We start from the raw sequence: 17,436 nt of genomic DNA, 5'->3' as shown, positions 1-17,436 counted from the left end.
GCCACGCACAGCACGGAGGCGGTGAGCCAGAGGATCGCGGAGCTGGTCGTCAATGGCAGCCAGCCGTAGCGGGCCGCGAGCCCCTCGCGCCAGTCCTGCTCTTCCAACAGCAGCGACGTGCGGAAGGCCTTGCCGAAGGCCTGCTCGAAGGGCTCTCCCGCGCGCACGCCGTCCACCAGCAGGCCCATGGCGGCCGCGCCGTGTTTGCCGGTGAGGTAGGCCACGAAGGCCACGCTCTGGGCGTAGGCGATTTCGACGTCCGCGGGCACGTCCGGCCACTCGTCGGACAGGTCCTCGAAGTGGAAGACGCGCTCCTGCGTCACCGCGCGGAAGAGGGCGGTGTAGTGGGCGACGGAGTAGCGCTCGTCGGTGAGGTTCTGCGCCACGCCCTCCTGGAACCAGCGCGGCCAGTCCTTCGCCAGCTGGCCCAGTGCCACGTGCGCCAGCTCGTGCCGCAGCGTGGTGGGGCCCTCCGCGTCGTTCAGGCTCAGCGCGTCCAGCAGGATGATCTGATGCCCGGGATAGGCGAGCGCCACGGCCCAGCCCGGGGGCTTTCCGCCGGGGAGCGCCAGGGCCTCGAACTCCTGGCGGCCCACGCCCAGGCGGATCTCGGTGGTGCCCGGCCAGTCGCGCCCCAGCATCGCGCCGAAGTTGTCCCGCACGCCTTCAATCTGCGTGGCCAGCGCCCGGGCCGCGCCCGCCGCCTTCGCGGTGTGCAGGATGACGAAGCGCTGTGTCTTCAGCTCGCCCGCGACGATGGCGGGGCGCGCGTGGGGCACGAGCGCGGTGTCGGTGACGACGGCCTCCGTGGCGTGGATGCCGCGCGGGCCTTCGTCCTGTGCGAACACGCCCGGCGAGGCCAGCAGCATCATCAAGAAGGCGAACAGGCGGAGCATGCGTGGCCTCACGGTCCACCAGAGATAACAGCCTCGACCGCCGGCGCATCAACCCCCTCCACCCTCAATCGCTTACGGCGCGACGTGTCACCCGCCACCAGGGTCACCTGACGGCGCGGCACGCCCAGCGTTTTGGCGATGAATTCCACCAGGGCCGCATTCGCTTCCCCATCCACGGGCGGCGCGGCGAGCTGGATCTTCAGCTGGCCGTCATGCTCGCCCACGACTTTCGTGCGGGACGCGCGCGGCTGGACGAGCACCGTCAGCTCCACCCCGGTCTGCACGGCCTTGAGCCAGGGAGCGGACATGCGCGCAGGTGCTAGTCGTTGGAGGTGGCCTTCTTCTGCGACAGGAACGCGACGTTGTCCTCCACGCGCGCGTAGTCGCGGTCCGCGAAGGTGGGCGCGGCGAACGTCTCCAGCAGCTTGCGGTGGGCCTCCACCACGGAGCGCACCTGCGACTCGAACTGGGTGCGCTGGCGCTTGAGCTCGTTGATGTCCTCCACCACCTGCACCAGCCGCTGGTGCGCGCCGTGGACGATCTTCTCCGCCTGGTGCTCCGCGTCCGCGATGATGATCTCCGCTTCCTTCTTCGCGGCGTCCTTCAGGTCCTCGCTGATGCGCTGGGCGGTGACCATCGTCTCCTGGAGGGTGCGCTCGCGCTCCTGATGCTGCTCGAGCCGCGCCTGGGTGCGCTTCAGCTCCTCCTTGAGCGCGATGTTCTCCTTCACGACCTCCTCGAACTCGCCGGCGATCAGCTCCAGGTACGCGCCCACTTCGGGACGCGCGAAGCCGCGCATCACCGTCTCGAAGCGCTTCTGCCGGATGTCGAGGGGGGTGATCTTCATGCGCCCCAGTCTAACCCATACACGCGCGCACTCCAGGAATCGGCCCGGCGGGCCCGGGGCGGCGTCAGGCCTGGAGGGCAGACAGGCAGGCGTGTTTCAAGGTGCGGCGGCCGGAGCGGCGTCCCACTGCGACGCCACCGAGCGCGCCGCGTTCTGCACCGCGTAGCCCACGCGGCTGTCCGCGGCCACGTCCTGCACCACCCGGCGGGCCGTGGCGGTGCGCTGATACAAGAGGCCGCTCAGGGCCTGGATCTTCAGCGTGTCCGGCAGGCGCGGGTGGCGCACGACGTTGCCCAGGATCTCCTCCGCGCGGCGGTGCTGGAAGAGGGCCACCGCGCGCAACGCGGCCTGCTGGATGCGCGGGTTGGGGTCCCAGATGAACGCGGCCAGCGGGTCCAGGGCGCGCGTGTCCCCCAGGAGCGCCAGGTCCTCGATGGCGAGCGCGCGGATCTCCTCCGGCGCGGGCTCCGCCGCCCACAACAGGCCCTTCAGGAGGGAGTCGTCCTGGGCGCGGGGGTCCGCCGGGGCCTTGTCGGCCTTCGGGGCGGCCTTGGGAGCCGTGGCCGCCGGGGTCGACGGGGCCTGGGCGTGCGCGGCGGCGGTCAGGAGCAGGGCGGCGGCGAGGAGCGGTCGCATGGGCCTCGTTCTACCCGAATCCCGGGAAGCCCGGCAGCGGCGCGGGGCACCCCCCGGGTCGCGCGCGACATTTTCTTGACGGGATCCGCCGCTGTGGGAGTTTGCCAGTGCTACAGGCGTGTTGCGAACGGAGGTCGAAGTCACCATGGGTGCGGCGGTCGCGAGCTGGCAGACACTGGAGAACGTCACGGTGGAGTGCACCCACTGCGGCGTGATGATGACACTCCAGCCCGGAAACCGGGTGAAGTACTACCGGTGCGGTTCGTGTCACCGCTGGGTGTCCAGCACCTACAGCGAGGTCTTCCGCGCGGACGCGAAGATGCGCACGCACCCGGTGAAGGACACCGCGGACGCGGACGCGCGCTTCGTGGAGGTGAAGGCCCGCCTGGATCAGTGGCTCACCGCCGTCCAGGAGCAGTGCCCGTACCAGACGCTGGGCGTGTCGCCCCTGGATTCGCCGGACGTCATCCGCGCGCGCTTCCACGCGCTGGCCCTGGAGCGGCACCCGGACCGGGGCGGCTCCGCGGAGCAGATGCGAGAGGTCAACGACGCCTACGAGCGCATCCTCAAGCACCGTCAGCGCAAGCGGCTGGAGGCCATGGCGTCCGGCACGTCCACGCGCGCCACGCCCGCGTCCGTCCTGCCCGCGCGCAACAGGTAGAGCCAGAAGAGCGCTCCCAGCGACAGGCCCAGCCCCACCTTGGCCCAGGTGGGGAACAGGTGGCCCGGGGAGATGAAGCCCTCCACCATGCCGATGCCGGCGAGGAAGGGCGCGCAGCCCACCACCAGCTTCACCGCCTCGCGCCCGCGTGACTGGAGCGCCTGCGCGCGCGGCAGCTCGCCGGGGTCGATGAGCGCCTGGCCCACCATCAGCCCCGCGCCGCCCGCGATGACGATGATGGACAGCTCCACCGGCCCGTGCGCGGCGATGAAGTCCAGGAAGCCCGCCGTCATGCCCTCGCGGTAGCAGAGCGCCCCCACCGCGCCAATCAGCACGCCGTTGTTCACGAGCGTGAAGATGGGCCCTACGCCCAGCAGGATGCCGGACGCGAACGCGAACAGCGTGACGGTGAGGTTGTTGGTCGCGATGCCGGAGGCCACGGCGTTGGGCGGCGCCACGGACAGCAGATCATCCGTCCACATGCGCCCCTGCGCCACGTAGCGCCGCACGCCCTCCGGCACCAGCAGCTCCGCGCCGCGCGGCTCCAGCGTCACCACCAGCGCGCCCAAGAGCAGTCCCAGCACCAGCAGGCCCGCGCTCACGCCCACGAAGCGCGCCTCGCGGCGCAGCGTCGCGGGGAAGTCCCGCCGGAAGAAGTCGCGCGTGGAGGCCCAGCGCTCGCGCGGCGGCTGGTAGATGGCGCCATACGCCTGCGCGCACAGCTGGTTGAGGAAGCGGTGCGCGTCCGTGCCCGGATAGAACGTCTGCGCCCGCGCCAGGTCCGCGGCCGCGCGCCGGTACAGCGTGTCCAGCGTGCGCAGCTCCGAAAGGCTCAAGCGGCCCGCGCGCTGGCGTGTCAGCAGCGACTGGAGCGCGTCCCAGTCCGGCCTGCGCCGGGTGACGAAGGTGGGCAGCGGCGCGGCCATGTCAGTGGGCCGCCTTCGCGCGCGTGCGCAAGAAGGCCTCCGTGGCCTCCTGGGACTGGAGCACCCGCGCGCGCTCCTCGTCCGTCAGGGACGCGCCCACGCGGTCCACCAGCCGCGCTCCCAGCCGCCGCCGCACGTCCGGCTCCAGGCCGGGCGCGCGCGCGAGGAACGCCAGCACCAGCTCCACGTCCTCCGCGCCCAGGGGCCGCTGCACGCCCGGGTCCGCCACCGGCGGGGGCGGCGACTCTGGCGCCGCGCCCTGCGTGTACTTGTCCAGGTCGATGGCCTCCTCGCGCACCAGCACGGTGCCGGCGAGCAGGTCTCCCAGCCGGCGGTGCCGCGAGTCCAGCAGCATGGTGATGCAGCCGGTGGCGTAGAGCACCGGCAGGAAGTCCACTGCACGGCAGAGGTTTCTCACCGCGCTTTCGAAGAAGCCCACCGGCGAGCCATCCTCGCGCACCACCCGGATGCGCAGCGCGCGCTTGCCGGGTGTCTGTCCATGGAAGAAGACCTCCGCCAGCGTCCAGTACAGCCATTGCGTGGCGAACAGGCCCACCGCCAGCAGTGTCTGCGTGAGCCCGGACAGCGCCTGGAAGGCGCCCAGCACGTCGGACACCAGCAGCGTCACGACGAAGTAGAGCGCCACCCAGAAGAAGAACAGCAGGCTCGCGTCCACCAGCCACGCAAGACAGCGGTAGCCGATGCCGGCCACGGGCAGCGAGAGGGCCACCCGCTCGGGCGTGGCGACGTCGACATGGGGTGCGGGGGCGGAGGGAGTCATGCGCGCGGGACGCACAGCATACGCCCTTGCCATCCAGGATGCGCCAGTCCCGCGCACACCGGCGCCACCCGTGCGGACCCTGTACGAAACACCAATCGAAACATTGCAATGTCAACGCCGGGGGCGTGTCCCCCGGACGACAGCGATCACGACCTGACGGACGAGACCCTGGATTTCCATGCGTTCCGTGCGCAATTGACAGTCCTGTCCGGGGCCGTTCGCAACTGGCCTTGGATGATGTTAGGGTCTCGGTTGGCTGGATTTACTTGAAACGAAAAAGGAGGAACGGCCCGCAGGGGCACGTTCGGCGGTCGCAGATGCAGTCCGCAGGTCAGCAGTGACAGGACCCCCGGATGGAGTTGAAGCGCGGTTCTCGCACGCTCAGCAAGGGCGGAAGTTCCGCCGCGGTTCCACCGACTCCGGGGCAGGTTGAAGTCGACAGGTAGCATTGAAAGCAATTCGCCACGACGGCTGGGGGGCCATCGCATGGCAGCGAATCAATCGGCAGTTCGTATCTCGATTCTCGAAGGACCGTGGGCGGCCTGGCAGGGCTTGTCCGACGGGCTTCGGGGTGAGGGTCATTCCACTTCAGTGACGCGCGACGTGCGCGGCTTCCTGGACGGACTCGGCACGGATCCACCGCAAGTGGCCATCCTCGACGTGGAGAGCGACGGCGAAGCCGCCATCGGGTGCTCCGTGACGGAGGGGCTCAATCTCTTGCGTGAGGCCCGCAAGCGCCGGCTGGAAGTGCGCATGCTGCTTCTGTCCGCGGTGAGCACGCCGGAGGTCATCTCCCAGTGCTTCGACGAAGGGGCCTCCGGGTATCTCTTCCGCGCGGGCCTGGGCGTGAACGCGGTGTCCTCGGCGGTGCAGTCGCTGGTGCGCGGCGAGCGCCTGTTCCCGGTGCAACTGCTCCGCAACGACTTCGAGCATCCGCCGGTGACGTCACCCACGGCGAGCGTCCTGTTGCTGCTCACGCAGCGCGAGCGCGAGGTGCTCCAGTACGTGGCGGGCGGCGCGGACAACCTGAAGATCGCCGCACATCTTCAGATCGCCGAGCGCACGGTGAAGTCACACGTCACGCAGCTGTACCGCAAGCTGGGCGCGGAGAATCGCACCCAGCTCGCCCTGCGCGCCTGCCACCTGGGCGTCAGGCCTCCGCCGGACCTGTAAGCAGGCCGGCCCACCCTCCCCGTTGAAGCGGGGAGGGCGCGGTGGGGAGCGCACGCGGCCCTCAGTTCTTGTTGCGGGCCGCGTCCTCTTCCATCTTCTTGCGGAGGCTCAGGGGGCGCATGTCCGTCCAGACCTCCTTGATGTACTCCAGGCACTCGGCCTTCAGGCCCTGCTTGCCGGCGTCCTTCCAGCCCAGCGCGTTCTCCCGGTCCGCGGGCCAGATGGAGTACTGCTCTTCGTGGTTGACGACGACCTTGTAAACGGTCGTGTCTTCGCGCTCGTCGCTCATCGAGGTGTGACTCCTGAAAGCAGGGGACCCCCTTTCGTCGCACACCCGGGGAAAAGCGGTCAAGGTAGGCGGATGCGACAAATCCGGGCCCATCCCGGGAGGGCGGATCCAGAGCCCGGCCGCCCGCCGGGGTTGCACCCGCAATCCGCCTTCGTGACACGAGCGGCGTGGGGCGCGGATACTCGGCCGCATGCGCATCTGGAAGAACGCCGTGTCGGGGCTCGTGCTCCTCGCGGGAGGCGCCTGGGCCTCGCTGGCCCTGGCCCTGACGGGGACGGGGCCGGAGGGGCCGCACGTGGCCCGCGGCCTCCTGGCGGGGGCCCTGGCGGCGCTGGCCGTGGCGGCCTGGCGGTGGCGCTCACGGCGCTGGGGTGTGGCGGTGATGCTGCTGGGCTGCCTGGGCGTGTACGGGTGGATCCAGACGGTGCGGCCCTCCAACACGCGCGACTGGGCGCCGGACCTGACGCGGGCGCCGTGGGCGGAGGTGTCCGGCACGCAGGTGACGCTGCACGACGTGCGTGACTTCCGCTACCGCAGCACCACGGACTGGGACCCGGCCTGGTACACGGCCACCTACGACACGGCCGCGCTCACGGACGCGTCGTTCATCGTGGAGCCCTTCTCCGGCTTCTATGGCGCCGCGCACACCATGGTGAGCTTCGGCTTCCAGGACGGCCGCCACGTGGTGTTCTCCGTGGAGGTGCGGCGCGAGCAGGGCGAGACGTTCTCCGCGCTGGGTGGCCTGTTCCGCCGCTTTGAAATCACCTACGTCGTGGGGGACGAGCGGGACCTGGTGCAGCTGCGCTCCAACTTCCGTCACGACGACGTGTATGTGTATCCGGTGAACGCGTCGAAGGAGCGCATCACCGCGTTCTTCATGGACATGGTGGAGCGCATGAACGGGCTGCACACGCGGCCGGAGTTCTACGACACGCTGACGAGCAACTGCACCACCAACCTGGTGCACCACTTCGAGAAGGTGGCCACGAAGGATGTTCCGTACGATCACCGCACGCTGATGCCGGCGTTCTCGGACGCGCTCGCGTATGAGCTGGGCATCATCGACACGGACGCGCCGCTGGAGCAGGTGCGCCAGCGCTATCACATCAACGCGCGCGCGCTGGCCGCGCAGGGGCGGGAGGACTTCTCCGCTCGCATCCGCGCGCCGCTGGAGACCGCCGCCGCGCCCGTGCCCTGAGCGCTTTCAGGTGCCCGTCGCGGCCCGGGGCTCCGGGGCGGCGAGGCCGGTCTTCAGTTGCTTGTCGTAGTGCGCCTCCAGCGCGGTGAAATAGCCGCGCTCCTCCCACAGCTCCTGGAGCAGCCGGTCGGTGAGGGACCTCACCTCCGCGTTCTCGGCCTTCGGGTCGGGCACGCGGGGGCCGCGCTTTGGATCCAGGAAGGCGCGCGTGGCCTCCGCCATCAGCACGCGGCTGCTCCGGAAGAGGCGGCGCAGGGCCTGGTTGATGGGGCGGGAGTCCATCTCCGCGCAGGCGGCGACGATGGCGGCCTGCACCTTCCGGGGCGCCTCTCCCTGGAGCGAGGCCGCGTCCAGGTCGCCGCGCTCCAGCGCGTGGTGCAGCAGGTAGCCGTGGTGCAGGCACACGCTCGTCAGGTCCACGCAGTCCTTCACCCAGAGGACGAAGAAGACCTTGCGGAACACCTTGCGCACGGGGAAGAGCGCCACGGCCTTGAGATAGGACACCAGCTGTCCGCCCAGGCTGCGCGTCTCATACGAGCCGGCGAGCACCGCCACGGCCTTGTCCGGCGCCTTCAGGCCCCGCTCCTTGAGCTGATCCCTCACGGACTGCTCGCGCACCTGGCGCAGGGCGTAGTCGTCCAGGAAGGGCACCGGGATGAGCGGGGTGAGGCCGGCAGCCATGGCGTGGAAGGCCACGCGGGCGAGCGAGGGCGGGACGGCGTTCGGCGGACGGGAGGTGGAATCAGCCATGGCGTGTTTCATAACCGCTTCCGCCCGGGCCGCCTTCCGCCGGTAGAGTGGGAGTGTCGTGAACCCGGCGCGAGGCTCGGGTCAGGGAAAGGCGTGGCCCCGGATGGCGGCGAAGGCGAAGGCGAAGACGACGCAGGAACTCCCCACCGTGCCGTTCGCGTCCGAGAAGGCGTGGGAGAAGTGGCTGGAGAAGCACCACGCCGACTCGCCGGGCGTCTGGATGAAGCTCGCGAAGCTGGAGTCCGGCATCCCGTCCGTGACGTACGCGCAGGCGCTGGAGGTGGCGCTCTGCTACGGCTGGATTGACGGGCAGAAGGACTCCTTCGATTCCGAGTACTGGCTCCAGCGCTTCACGCCGCGCAAGCCCCGCAGCAAGTGGTCGAAGATCAACTGCGGCAAGGTGGAGGCCCTGGTCGCGGCCGGGCGCATGAAGCCCGCGGGCCTGCGCGAGGTGGAGGAGGCGCGCGCGGATGGCCGCTGGGAGTCCGCTTACGCCGGGGCGAAGACCATCGAGGTTCCGGAGGACCTGAAGCTCGCGCTGGAGAAGAGCCCGAAGGCGAAGGCGTTCTTCGCCACGCTCAAGAGCGCCAACCGCTACGCCATCCTCTTCCGGCTCCACGACGCGAAGAAGCCGGAGACGCGGGCACGGCGGCTGGAGAAGTTCGTCGCGATGCTGGAGGCCGGAGAGACGCTCCACGGTTGAGAGAGGACGCCGCGCGGCGACGGGGCGTCCAGCCCCCTCGCTCACCTTGAAGGCAGCCGGCCCCCTGTCTTGCACCCTCCCATGGCCCACCGCACCTTCCGACGGACAGGGGAGGTGAGCGGTGCTGCGAGAAACCCCGACGACGCCCTGGCAGGACGTGGGGCGCGGGGCCCTGGGCCCTGTGGTCCACCGGTGCCCGGAAGGCCCTGCGGTAGCCCTCGAGGGCGCGGGACGGCGGACTACTTCGGCTCGCCCATGACTTCCATCGTGTGCTTGAGCCGCTCCAGGCCCAGGCGCACCAGGGCGCCGCGCAGGTCGGGCTGGCCCAGGAAGGCCTTCTTGAACACGTCGCGCTCCAGCTTGAGGAGCGTGCAGGGCGTCACGGTGCGCACGGTGGCGGTGGCCAGCCGGCTGCGCAGCAGGGAGATTTCTCCGAAGAGGGCGCCTTCCTCCAGCTTGGGATAGGCGGACTGGCGGCCGTCACCGTGCGTGTGGAAGACCTCGCACTGGCCCCGGATGAGGACGTAGAGCGCGTCGCCCGGCTGGCCCCGGGTGAGCAGCGTCTCTCCGGCGGGGACGGTGACGGGGACGAAGGCATCTCCCAGGTCGTGCTGCACATCCGAGGGGAGGGCGGCGATGAGCGGGTTGCTGCGCAGGGCGTCCGCGAGCAGGCGCTCCCGGGCGGTCTCCTGCATCTGATCCCCCTTCACGCCGTAGTCCTTGCCCAGTTCCCGGACGCCCGCCTGGGTGAGCTCCAGCAGCACGGCGTCCTCCACCGTCACGATGGTGGCGGTGCGCTGCGTGCCGGTGAGCAGCGCCAGCTCCCCGAAGAACTCGCCGGCGCCCAGGCGGCCGACCTCCGTGTTGACGCCGTTGTCGCTGCCGCGCAGCACCGCGACGCGGCCCTCCAGCACGACGAACATGGAGTGCCCCGGGTCTCCCTCCCGCACCACCACCTGTCCCGCGGGCAGGTAGCGCGTGCAGACCGGAGGCGCGGAGGCCGTGTCCACCACCTCCCCCGGTGCGGCCGCCGCCGTGGGGGCGATGGCGGTCGCGGGCGTCTGACCGGGAGCAGCCTCCGGGGCGGACGGGTGGGCGGACAGCAGGGCCTGCAGGCGCGCGAACAGGGACATGGTGTGCAAATGCTACCGGCCCGGCCAGGCGGAAACTGTGAAGCGCTTCACAGGCAGGGCGGTGGCGGCCTGAATGACAGCCAGGCAGGCGAAGGGCGCCATTGAACAGGGATTGACGGGGCTTTTCTACGTCTGTGTTTGGGGCCTCCTGACGCGGGGCGCCGGGCCGCGGGGATGGCGTGGGCGGACCGGGGCGCCCTACAGTCCCGGCCCCATGGGAGACACGCTGGACGTCGTGGTGGACCTGGGGGACGTGGGGGAGACGGCCGCGGACGCCGTCCTGCTGAAGTACGCGCAGGGCTTCCACGGTGCGGACGGCGCGGTGGCGCGCCGGCTGGAGGGGGCGGGCGTGGGCATGGACACCTTCGACCTGCTCCCCGGGGACCACCGCTTCATCGAGACGCGCCGGTGCCTGGGCGCTCCGGTGGTGCTCTTCCTGGGCACGGTGCGGCTGCGGCAGTTCGGCTACCACGAGATCCGCCAGTTCTCCGTGCGCGCGCTCCAACTGCTGGAGTCCCGGCAGGACGTGCGTCACCTGGCGTGCACGGTGCACGGGCCCAACTACGGCCTGGACGAGGACGAGGCCGTGCTGGCCCTGGTGGGCGGCTTCGTGGACGCGTTCTAGCGCGGCAGCGGACCGCGCGGCCTGGAGCGCATCACGGTGGTGGAGCTGAACCCCAAGCGGGTGGAGCGGCTGCGCAAGGCGTTGGCGCTAGGGATGGGGCTCACGCCGGGCGTGGAGCCGCTGATGGGGGCCACGGGCTTCCGCGTCCGGCGGATGTCCCGCTTCGTCCAGGCGCTGCCCATGGCCTCCGCGGGGGCGAACTCCCACGAGAAGCCGCATGCCTTCGTGGCGATGCCCTTCGCGCCGGAGCTGGAGGACACCTACCACTACGGCATCCTGAACCCGGTGAAGGCGGCCGGGCTGCTGTGCGAGCGCGTGGACCAGGCCGTCTTCGACGGCCCCATCATCCAGCGCATCCGGGACCGCATCGACACCGCGAAGGTCGTCATCGCGGACCTGTCGCTGGCGAACCCCAATGTCTATCTGGAGGTGGGCTATGCCTGGGGACGCGGCAAGCCCACCCTGATGCTGGTGCGCGACGTGAAGGAATTGCGCTTCGACGTGTCCAGCTACCGGTGCCTCGTCTACAAGAACATCCGGCACCTGGAGGAGCTGCTGACCCAGGAACTCAAGCGCATCGGCTGAGAGGGAGGGCTCACCAGCCGCGCGCCGAGACCTCCCACGTCGCCACGCCCGCGTCGCCTCGGATGACGTGCAGCCGGGGATGCTGGGGGACGGAAACACAGACATGGTTGGGGACCACGCGCACCCGTTCGCCAATGAGGGGGCGCCACGTCGTGCCGGACACGTCCAGCAGGCCGTGCTCCTCCGACAGGTTCTTCACCACGACCTCCGGCCGGTCCAGCAGGACGCCGTAGCCCGGCGCCAGGCCTTCTTCCTTCACCAGCGCCTTGGCCCCTGCGTCGATGACCACCTGGCCGGGCACGGCGGTGCTCACCACCGTGGCCAGCACGGAGTAGGCGCACTCCGTCCAATCACAGGCGCCGATGACGGCGGCGTTGCGGTCGTTGAGCGCGTTGAGGCCGGGGCGGATCTCCGTGAGTCCCTTCACGGTATGGGATTGCCAGAGCGTCGGGGTGGAGCCGCCGCTGACCACCTCCGGCGGCAGGCCCGCACCGCTCAAGGCGTCCACGAACGTCGCCAGCGCCTGGGATTGCGCCTGCATTGCCGCGGGCAGCTCCGCCTGGGGAACGCGGACGTGGCCCGCGTAGTAGGTCAGGCCGCGATAGGCGACTCCCGGCGTGGAGGCCGCCGCGCGCGCCAGGGCCACGGCCTCATCCGGCGTGCGCAGCCCCACGCGGCGCATGCCCAGGTCCACCTCCACGAGCACGCCCACGGTGCGCCCCGCGTCCCTCGCCGCGCGGGCAAGGCCCTCCAGCACCTCGCGGGAGTCCAGCGCCACCGTGAGCCGCACGCGAGAGGGCAGGGCCATCAGCCGCGCCAGCTTGCGCGCACCCACCGGCGGGTACGCGAGCAGCACGTCGTCCGACACGGCCGCCATGACCTCGGCCTCCAGGAGCGTGGCCACCGTGACGCCGGTGGCGCCCGCCGCGACCTGAATCGCGCCCAGCTCCGCCGTCTTGTGCGTCTTCGTGTGCGGGCGCCAGCGCAGGTGGTGCTCGCGCGCGTAGGCCGCGACGCGCTGGAGGTTCCGCTCCACGCGGTCCAGGTCCACGATGGCCGCGGGCGTGTCGAGGGTGTCGAGGAAGGTGGAGGACATGCGGCCCTTCTAGCGCACCGGCAGGGGCCTGGGTCTCAGCGCTCGCTGTCGAGCATCTTCATCTGTTGTTCAGGGTACCGGCTGCCGGCGATCGCCTCCTTCGGGAGGATCGCCTCGACAGCGGCCACGTCGTCCGGGGACAGGGGCTTCTCGAGCGCGCCCAGCACGTCGAGCAACTGCTTGCGCGTCCGTGCGCCGACCACGGGAACGAAAGCGGGTTGCTTCGCCAGCACCCACGCCACGGAGAGCTGCGCGGGCGTCATGCCACGCTCGGCGGCGAACGCGTGGAAGCGCGCGACGGCCTCTGCGTTGCGCTGACCCGCCTCGCCACTGAAGCGAGGGTAGTGCAGGCGGGCGCCTTCGACCTTCGCGCCCGTCAACAGCCCTCGGGAGAGCACTCCGTACAGGGTCGCGCTCATCCCCAACTCCGTCAGCGTGGGGAAGAGACTCTTCTCCGGATCGCGCGAGATGAGCGAGTACTCAATCTGGAGGTCGCTCAACGGGTGCACCTTCGCCGCGCGGCGGATCGTCTCGGCGCCCACTTCGGAGAGACCGATGTTCCGCACGTAGCCGCCCTTCACCAGGTCGGCGATGGCCCCCACCGTGTCTTCGATTGGGACGTTCGGGTCCAGCCGGGCAGGGCGATAGACGTCGATGTGGTCAACGCCGAGCCGCTGCAAGCTGTACGTGATGAAGTTCTTCACCGCCGCCGGGCGCGCGTCGAAGCCCACGGGGACTCCGTCCGGCCCACGCATGGCTCCGAACTTCACCGAGAGCCGCACCTTGTCTCGCTGACCTTCAATCGCCCGGCGGATGAGCAGCTCGTTGTGCCCGTTGGCGTAGAAGTCGGCCGTATCAAGCAGCGTCACGCCGCGATCGATCGCCTCACGGAGGGTCGCGATGCCCTCGCTCTCGTCGGACGGTCCATACGCTCCGGACATGCTCATGCAACCAAGCGCGATGGGAAACACCTGCGGGCCCGTCCTGCCGAGTTGCGTCGTGCGGTTCGCAGCGGTCATGGCTTCCTCCGGGAGAATCCGGAACGTGGTTCCGGTTTAAAATCATGTATGCGGAACGCGGTTCCGCTTGTCAAGGCGAAGGCAAGAACCGTGGAGGACTAACGGCGCTTCTTGGAAGGCGAGGGTGTCTTCGACTGCGCGCCATAGCGCAGCCCATCCACGAGCAGTGCCGCCATGCGCCGCGCCGGTTCAGGGCCTCCATCGTGTGGGTCGGGGGCGCAGAGCCTGGCGATCGCGAACAGGAGCTCCGTCGCATCCACGTCCGCGCGGATCTCTCCCGAGAGGGCCGCGGCGTCCAGCAGGGCCTGCAACGCGGGCTGGACCCGCTCGAGGAAGTAATCCGGCAGTGACTTGTAGGCGGGGTCGCCCGAGTGCAGCGCCGCGGCGAGCCCCCGCTTCGTGCCAAGCAAGCCGACATAGCGCTGCACCCAGCGCGCGAGCGCCTCCCCGGGATCGAACTCGGCCGCGATGGCGGATGCGGCCTCCGCGCAGGCATCCACCTCATTGCGGACGACCGCGACGATCAGATCCGCGCGCTGCGGAAAGTGGCGGTAGAGCGTGCCGACGCCCACGCCCGCCTTGTCCGCGATCTCCCGCGCGGGTGCGTCCACTCCAGAGGTCGCGAAGGCCTCCTTCGCTGCCTCCAGCAGCGCATCCAGATTGCGCCGCGCGTCCGCGCGCACCTGCCGCTCCACACCGCCGCGAGACGGCGGGGCCTTCTTTGGGTCTCTCAATATGCCCCCCATCCTAATCTCCCGGTGGACTCGCGCGGCTGCGAGGCACAGTTCGCGACCGACCACCTGCCTCGCACGCCACCGACCCGAAGTCCGCCCAGCGGCTCTAGGAGCGGAGCGAACAGATGCTCAAGGCGTGACGCCGGACGCCGGCTCGAAGCTCACCGTGGGCCGCTGCCAGTTCCAGCCGCCGGACTTCAGGGCCTCCATGGCCTGCTCATCCAGCACGCGCAGCGCCGCGAGCACGTCCGCGGACGGGCGGGGGGCTCCCGGGGCGACCTCCACCTCGAAGCGCGGCGGGATGCCGGCGGCGTCCCGGCCTCCCATCACCACGCGCACGCGGCAGTTCTGCGGGGACAGCTCCGTCTCGCCGGACCAGGACACGTCCTGGACGAAGAGGTCCACGGTGCCGGTGGCCTTCTGTCCCTTCAGCCGCGTCACCACCGCGTCCAGCGAACCCTTCGCGCGCGCGTTCCGTTTCTTTCCCAGACGGGTGAGCGACCACCAGACCAGGCCGCCCGCGACAATGGGCGAAAGGACGAAGTAGGGGATGAGCGGGCTCATGGGCCGGCAGGCTGCCACGAAACCCGGAAGAAGAAACGCCCGTCTCCAGGCCATGGGGCACCGGAGACGGGCGTGGGAGAAGCAGGGCTACTGCGGCGCGGGCGCGGAGACCTTCTTCGTCGCGTTGGGCTTGTACGTCATGCCCAGCTCGTTGAAGACGAAGGAGTAGACGTCCACCTCCTCCTCGATGCGCGCGGACAGCGGCGTGCCCATGCCGTGGCCCGTCTCCGCGTTGGCGCGCAGCAGGATGGGCTTGGGGGACGCGGTGGCCGCCTGCATCCGGGCCACCATCTTGCGCGAGTGGTACGGATCCACGCGCGGGTCATTGGCGCCGGAGGTGAAGAGCACGGACGGGTACTTCGTCCCGTCCTTCACGCGGTGCACCGGCGAATAGCCATACAGCGCCTTGAACTGCGCCGGGTCCTTCACGGAGCCGTACTCCGTCACGTTGAACTGACCGTTCGGCGTCAGCTCCGTGCGCAGCATGTCGTAGATGCCCACGCGCGCCACCACGGCGCCGTACTGCTCCGGGTGCTGCGTCACGGCCGCGCCCATCAGCAGGCCGCCGTTGCTGCCGCCCTGGATGGCCAGCTTCTTCGGCTGCGTGTACTTCTGGTCCACCAGCAGCTTCGCGCACGCGTAGAAGTCGTCGAACACGTTCTGCTTGTTCGTCAGCGAGCCGCCCTTGTGCCACTCCTCGCCGAACTCCGAGCCGCCGCGCAGGTTCGCCACCGCGTACACGCCGCCCTGCTCCAGCCACATGCCGGCCACCGGGTTGTAGCCCGGGGTGATGGAGACGTTGAAGCCGCCGTAGCCCGTCAGCAGCGTGGGGTTGGTGCCGTTGAGCTTCGTGCCCTTCTTCTTCAGGATGGTGAGCGGCACCTTGGTGCCGTCCTTGGACGTGGCCTCGGTGCGCACCACCTCCACGTCGCTCATGTCGACCGGCGCCGTGCGCGCCAGCGCCGTCTTCGCGAGCTTGTTGTCCGCCGCCGAGTAGCGGAACCACGCGGCCGGCTGCGTGAAGCTGCCGTTGACGATGAGCAAATCATCCGCGCCCTGGCGCACCAGGCCGCCCACCGACGACACCGGCAGCGTGGGCACCAGCCCCAGCTCCTTGCCCGTCAGGTCCACCATGCGCAGCTGCGAGGGGCCCCCCAGCTGCTCCAGCAGGTACAGGCGGCTCTTCGTCGGCACCACGGCCTGCAGCGTCGCCTTGCCCTCCGGGATGATGACGGTGGCCTTGTCCAGCGTGGGCGTGGCCAGCGGCAGGCGCAGCACCTTGCCGCGCGACGCGTCCTTGCGGCTGAGCAGGTACGCCGCGCCGTCGCTGCCGAAGCGCGCCGCCACCACCTTGTCCGCGTACTTCGCCACCTGCGTCCAGGTGCCCTTGGGGCCGTGCAGGAACAGGTCGTACTCGCCGCCGTCGCCGTTGGCCACGCGCGCGAACGTGTACTGGCCGTCCTCGCTGGACTCCAGCTCCGTCATCGCGATGCGCGGGAAGTCCTTGCCCAGCGCGTAGGTGTCCTTCTCCGTGGGCGTGCCCAGCGCGTGGAAGTACACCTGCTGGTAGACGTTGCGGTCCTCGGGCGGGCGCTCCTCGCCACGCGGATGGCGCGTGTAGAAGAAGCCCGTGCCCTGCGCGTTCCACGCGAGGCTGCCGCCCGCCGTGCCGCTGTTGACGCGGGGCACGAGCTCGTTGGGCATCGCCTTCGCGGACGCCACGTCCCACACCGTGACGTCACCGCTCTCCGTGCCGCTCTTGGACATGGAGACGGCGACCTTCTTGCCGTCGTGTGACAGCTGGAACCAGTCGATGGTCGTCTTGCCGGAGGTGTCCACCACCGTGGGGTCCACCAGCACGCGCTCCTTCGACGTGTCGTCCAGCGAGCCTACGACGATGAGCGTGGGCTGCTGCTTGGGCGGCTGGAACTTCAGCCCCAGCAGCGTGCCGCCCTGCTCGTCCAGGCCGCCGTAGCCGGGCGACTTCCAGGAGAGGATCTCCGTGATGCGCTGGCGCAGGGGCTCGCGGCCGGGCAGCTTGTCCAGGTACGCGCGCGTGAAGGTGTTCTGCGAGTCGGTCCACTGCTGCACCTTCGGATCCGTCGCGGACTCCATCCACTGGTACGGGTCCGCCACGGTGGTGCCGTGGTAGGTCGTCTCCACGGGCTGCTTCTCCGCGGCGACGGGCTTCGCGGGCGCCTTGCCCGCGGCCGCGGACACGAGCGGCAACAGCAGCGCCGCGGTCGTCACTGCGATTCTGGACTTCATGGTTCACCTCGCATGCGGGTGGTTTCCTGCGGGACGCTCATCGCAGGGGCAGCTCCACCAGGGCGGTGGAGAAGGTGTCGAAGGTCTCGTTGGCGTTGGGCCTGGTGCCCTCGTCCATGTTGCCGAGCATCAGCGCGAAGACGACGCGCGGGTGCTCCGTGTCGTTGGGCCGCTCCGCCACGCCCACGAAGCACTTCTGGCCCGTGAGCGTGCCCGTCTTCGCGCGGATGCGGCCCGCGGTGGACGGCTTCGTCTTGCGGCCCGCCAGCGTCCCGTCCACGCCCAGCACCGGCAGGCTGTCCACCAGCGCGGCGCCATAGGGCTCCTGCAGGCTGGTGAGCAGCACGCGCGCCATGCCCCGGGGCGTGGCCAGGTTGTAGCGGGACAGGCCGCTGCCATCCACCGGACGCAGGTCCTTGGTGGGCACGCCCCGGCGTGACAGCTCCGCGACCAGGGCCGTGCGCAGCGCGGCGTAGCCCTCCTGGCCGGTGCGCTCGCGGGCGAAGCGCATGCCCAGCCGCTCCGCGTACAGGTTGAGGCTCTCCTTGTTCG

General features: G+C 70.2%; 21 protein-coding genes. 6 read left to right on the top strand and 15 right to left on the bottom strand.

The features are described 5' to 3' along the window. From D7X55_RS19225 to D7X55_RS19210, 4 genes are all read right to left on the bottom strand, one after another. Positions 1-896 (bottom strand): peptidase MA family metallohydrolase (locus D7X55_RS19225; RefSeq protein WP_121723827.1); only part of this gene is annotated, 896 nt, incomplete at its 3' end. Positions 897-904: 8 nt separating this feature from the next. Then, positions 905-1,204, bottom strand: a complete 300-nt coding sequence (locus D7X55_RS19220; protein WP_120550361.1) for a DUF167 domain-containing protein — start codon at positions 1,202-1,204, stop codon at positions 905-907. A gap of 11 nt (positions 1,205-1,215) precedes the next feature. Next, positions 1,216-1,743 (bottom strand): DivIVA domain-containing protein, encoded by a 528-nt coding sequence (locus D7X55_RS19215; RefSeq protein ID WP_014397740.1) that lies wholly within the window; start codon positions 1,741-1,743, stop codon positions 1,216-1,218. Positions 1,744-1,839: 96 nt separating this feature from the next. Further along, the gene (locus tag D7X55_RS19210; protein ID WP_120550362.1) at positions 1,840-2,379 is read right to left on the bottom strand and encodes a HEAT repeat domain-containing protein; all 540 of its coding nucleotides are present in this window, start codon (positions 2,377-2,379) and stop codon (positions 1,840-1,842) included. A 145-nt stretch (positions 2,380-2,524) separates the two neighbouring features. On the opposite strand from D7X55_RS19210, the gene D7X55_RS19205 reads away from it, so the two are divergent. Beyond that, a complete protein-coding gene (locus D7X55_RS19205) occupies positions 2,525-3,040 on the top strand; it encodes a J domain-containing protein (protein ID WP_120550363.1) in 516 nt (171 codons plus the stop codon). Here the strand turns inward: D7X55_RS19205 and D7X55_RS19200 are convergent. Together D7X55_RS19200 and D7X55_RS19195 are read right to left on the bottom strand one after the other, a co-directional pair. Next, entirely contained in the window at positions 2,956-3,966 is a 1,011-nt protein-coding gene (locus D7X55_RS19200; RefSeq protein WP_120550364.1) for a stage II sporulation protein M, read from the bottom strand. The two genes, D7X55_RS19205 and D7X55_RS19200, sit on opposite strands and share 85 nt — an antisense overlap. Before the next feature lies 1 nt (position 3,967). After that, positions 3,968-4,747 carry an RDD family protein gene (locus tag D7X55_RS19195; protein WP_199747007.1) on the bottom strand — a complete coding sequence of 260 codons (780 nt, stop codon included), beginning with the start codon at positions 4,745-4,747 and terminating at the stop codon, positions 3,968-3,970. Positions 4,748-5,233: 486 nt separating this feature from the next. On the opposite strand from D7X55_RS19195, the gene fruA reads away from it, so the two are divergent. Next, positions 5,234-5,920: a response regulator transcription factor FruA gene (fruA, locus tag D7X55_RS19190; RefSeq protein ID WP_043321786.1), complete on the top strand. Its 687-nt coding sequence runs from the start codon at positions 5,234-5,236 to the stop codon at positions 5,918-5,920. Positions 5,921-5,981: 61 nt separating this feature from the next. Here fruA and D7X55_RS19185 read toward each other — a convergent pair whose 3' ends face one another. Beyond that, a complete protein-coding gene (locus D7X55_RS19185; RefSeq protein WP_014397734.1) occupies positions 5,982-6,209 on the bottom strand; it encodes an MbtH family protein in 228 nt (75 codons plus the stop codon). 190 nt (positions 6,210-6,399) lie between these two features. On the opposite strand from D7X55_RS19185, the gene D7X55_RS19180 reads away from it, so the two are divergent. Further along, positions 6,400-7,407, top strand: a complete 1,008-nt coding sequence (locus D7X55_RS19180) for a DUF4105 domain-containing protein (protein ID WP_121723825.1) — start codon at positions 6,400-6,402, stop codon at positions 7,405-7,407. Between the two features lie 6 nt (positions 7,408-7,413). Here the strand turns inward: D7X55_RS19180 and D7X55_RS19175 are convergent, their stop codons facing one another. After that, positions 7,414-8,157 carry a hypothetical protein gene (locus D7X55_RS19175; RefSeq protein WP_121723824.1) on the bottom strand — a complete coding sequence of 248 codons (744 nt, stop codon included), beginning with the start codon at positions 8,155-8,157 and terminating at the stop codon, positions 7,414-7,416. Between the two features lie 103 nt (positions 8,158-8,260). On the opposite strand from D7X55_RS19175, the gene D7X55_RS19170 reads away from it, so the two are divergent. Then, the gene (locus tag D7X55_RS19170; protein WP_121723823.1) at positions 8,261-8,860 is read left to right on the top strand and encodes a YdeI family protein; all 600 of its coding nucleotides are present in this window, start codon (positions 8,261-8,263) and stop codon (positions 8,858-8,860) included. Positions 8,861-9,099: 239 nt separating this feature from the next. On the opposite strand, the gene D7X55_RS19165 is transcribed toward D7X55_RS19170, so the two are convergent. Beyond that, positions 9,100-9,993 carry a cyclic nucleotide-binding domain-containing protein gene (locus tag D7X55_RS19165; RefSeq protein WP_120550369.1) on the bottom strand — a complete coding sequence of 298 codons (894 nt, stop codon included), beginning with the start codon at positions 9,991-9,993 and terminating at the stop codon, positions 9,100-9,102. A 214-nt stretch (positions 9,994-10,207) separates the two neighbouring features. Here D7X55_RS19165 and D7X55_RS44715 point away from each other — a divergent pair, with 214 nt between their 5' ends. Continuing rightward, positions 10,208-10,618: a hypothetical protein gene (locus D7X55_RS44715; protein ID WP_233609932.1), complete on the top strand. Its 411-nt coding sequence runs from the start codon at positions 10,208-10,210 to the stop codon at positions 10,616-10,618. A 36-nt stretch (positions 10,619-10,654) separates the two neighbouring features. Then, a complete protein-coding gene (locus D7X55_RS44710) occupies positions 10,655-11,203 on the top strand; it encodes a nucleoside 2-deoxyribosyltransferase (RefSeq protein ID WP_233609931.1) in 549 nt (182 codons plus the stop codon). A 10-nt stretch (positions 11,204-11,213) separates the two neighbouring features. Here the strand turns inward: D7X55_RS44710 and D7X55_RS19155 are convergent, their stop codons facing one another. The 6 genes from D7X55_RS19155 to D7X55_RS19130 form a co-directional block, all read right to left on the bottom strand. Continuing rightward, complete coding sequence (locus tag D7X55_RS19155) at positions 11,214-12,299, bottom strand: alanine racemase (RefSeq protein ID WP_120550371.1); 1,086 nt, start codon at positions 12,297-12,299, stop codon at positions 11,214-11,216. A 35-nt stretch (positions 12,300-12,334) separates the two neighbouring features. After that, the gene (locus D7X55_RS19150) at positions 12,335-13,318 is read right to left on the bottom strand and encodes an aldo/keto reductase (protein ID WP_120550372.1); all 984 of its coding nucleotides are present in this window, start codon (positions 13,316-13,318) and stop codon (positions 12,335-12,337) included. A 98-nt stretch (positions 13,319-13,416) separates the two neighbouring features. After that, positions 13,417-14,052: a TetR/AcrR family transcriptional regulator gene (locus D7X55_RS19145; RefSeq protein WP_233609930.1), complete on the bottom strand. Its 636-nt coding sequence runs from the start codon at positions 14,050-14,052 to the stop codon at positions 13,417-13,419. A 129-nt stretch (positions 14,053-14,181) separates the two neighbouring features. Beyond that, positions 14,182-14,616 carry a hypothetical protein gene (locus D7X55_RS19140; protein WP_120550374.1) on the bottom strand — a complete coding sequence of 145 codons (435 nt, stop codon included), beginning with the start codon at positions 14,614-14,616 and terminating at the stop codon, positions 14,182-14,184. 87 nt (positions 14,617-14,703) lie between these two features. Continuing rightward, a complete protein-coding gene (locus D7X55_RS19135) occupies positions 14,704-16,884 on the bottom strand; it encodes a prolyl oligopeptidase family protein (RefSeq protein WP_121723821.1) in 2,181 nt (726 codons plus the stop codon). Between the two features lie 37 nt (positions 16,885-16,921). Beyond that, a partial coding sequence (locus tag D7X55_RS19130; protein ID WP_199747006.1) for a D-alanyl-D-alanine carboxypeptidase occupies positions 16,922-17,436 on the bottom strand: 515 nt, incomplete at its 5' end.

The organism is Corallococcus sp. AB049A, from assembly GCF_003668885.1.
In the GTDB taxonomy this organism is placed as follows: Bacteria; Myxococcota; Myxococcia; order Myxococcales; family Myxococcaceae; genus Corallococcus; species Corallococcus interemptor.
Note: the sequence above shows the minus strand (reverse complement) of the source record. Positions and strands in the feature narration are given on the sequence as shown.

Bases quoted from the DNA above. Each gene is read 5' to 3' on its own strand.
- D7X55_RS19155 (WP_120550371.1), bottom strand. From the start codon at position 12,299: ATGTCCTCCACCTTCCTCGACACCCTCGACACGCCCGCGGCCATCGTG.
- D7X55_RS19215 (WP_014397740.1), bottom strand. From the start codon at position 1,743: ATGAAGATCACCCCCCTCGACATCCGGCAGAAGCGCTTCGAGACGGTG.
- D7X55_RS44715 (WP_233609932.1), top strand. From the start codon at position 10,208: ATGGGAGACACGCTGGACGTCGTGGTGGACCTGGGGGACGTGGGGGAG.
- fruA (WP_043321786.1), top strand. From the start codon at position 5,234: ATGGCAGCGAATCAATCGGCAGTTCGTATCTCGATTCTCGAAGGACCG.
- D7X55_RS19165 (WP_120550369.1), bottom strand. From the start codon at position 9,993: ATGTCCCTGTTCGCGCGCCTGCAGGCCCTGCTGTCCGCCCACCCGTCC.
- D7X55_RS19170 (WP_121723823.1), top strand. From the start codon at position 8,261: ATGGCGGCGAAGGCGAAGGCGAAGACGACGCAGGAACTCCCCACCGTG.
- D7X55_RS19180 (WP_121723825.1), top strand. From the start codon at position 6,400: ATGCGCATCTGGAAGAACGCCGTGTCGGGGCTCGTGCTCCTCGCGGGA.
- D7X55_RS19150 (WP_120550372.1), bottom strand. From the start codon at position 13,318: ATGACCGCTGCGAACCGCACGACGCAACTCGGCAGGACGGGCCCGCAG.
- D7X55_RS19140 (WP_120550374.1), bottom strand. From the start codon at position 14,616: ATGAGCCCGCTCATCCCCTACTTCGTCCTTTCGCCCATTGTCGCGGGC.
- D7X55_RS19185 (WP_014397734.1), bottom strand. From the start codon at position 6,209: ATGAGCGACGAGCGCGAAGACACGACCGTTTACAAGGTCGTCGTCAAC.
- D7X55_RS19200 (WP_120550364.1), bottom strand. From the start codon at position 3,966: ATGGCCGCGCCGCTGCCCACCTTCGTCACCCGGCGCAGGCCGGACTGG.
- D7X55_RS19220 (WP_120550361.1), bottom strand. From the start codon at position 1,204: ATGTCCGCTCCCTGGCTCAAGGCCGTGCAGACCGGGGTGGAGCTGACG.
- D7X55_RS19205 (WP_120550363.1), top strand. From the start codon at position 2,525: ATGGGTGCGGCGGTCGCGAGCTGGCAGACACTGGAGAACGTCACGGTG.
- D7X55_RS19210 (WP_120550362.1), bottom strand. From the start codon at position 2,379: ATGCGACCGCTCCTCGCCGCCGCCCTGCTCCTGACCGCCGCCGCGCAC.
- D7X55_RS19135 (WP_121723821.1), bottom strand. From the start codon at position 16,884: ATGAAGTCCAGAATCGCAGTGACGACCGCGGCGCTGCTGTTGCCGCTC.
- D7X55_RS19195 (WP_199747007.1), bottom strand. From the start codon at position 4,747: ATGACTCCCTCCGCCCCCGCACCCCATGTCGACGTCGCCACGCCCGAG.
- D7X55_RS19175 (WP_121723824.1), bottom strand. From the start codon at position 8,157: ATGGCTGATTCCACCTCCCGTCCGCCGAACGCCGTCCCGCCCTCGCTC.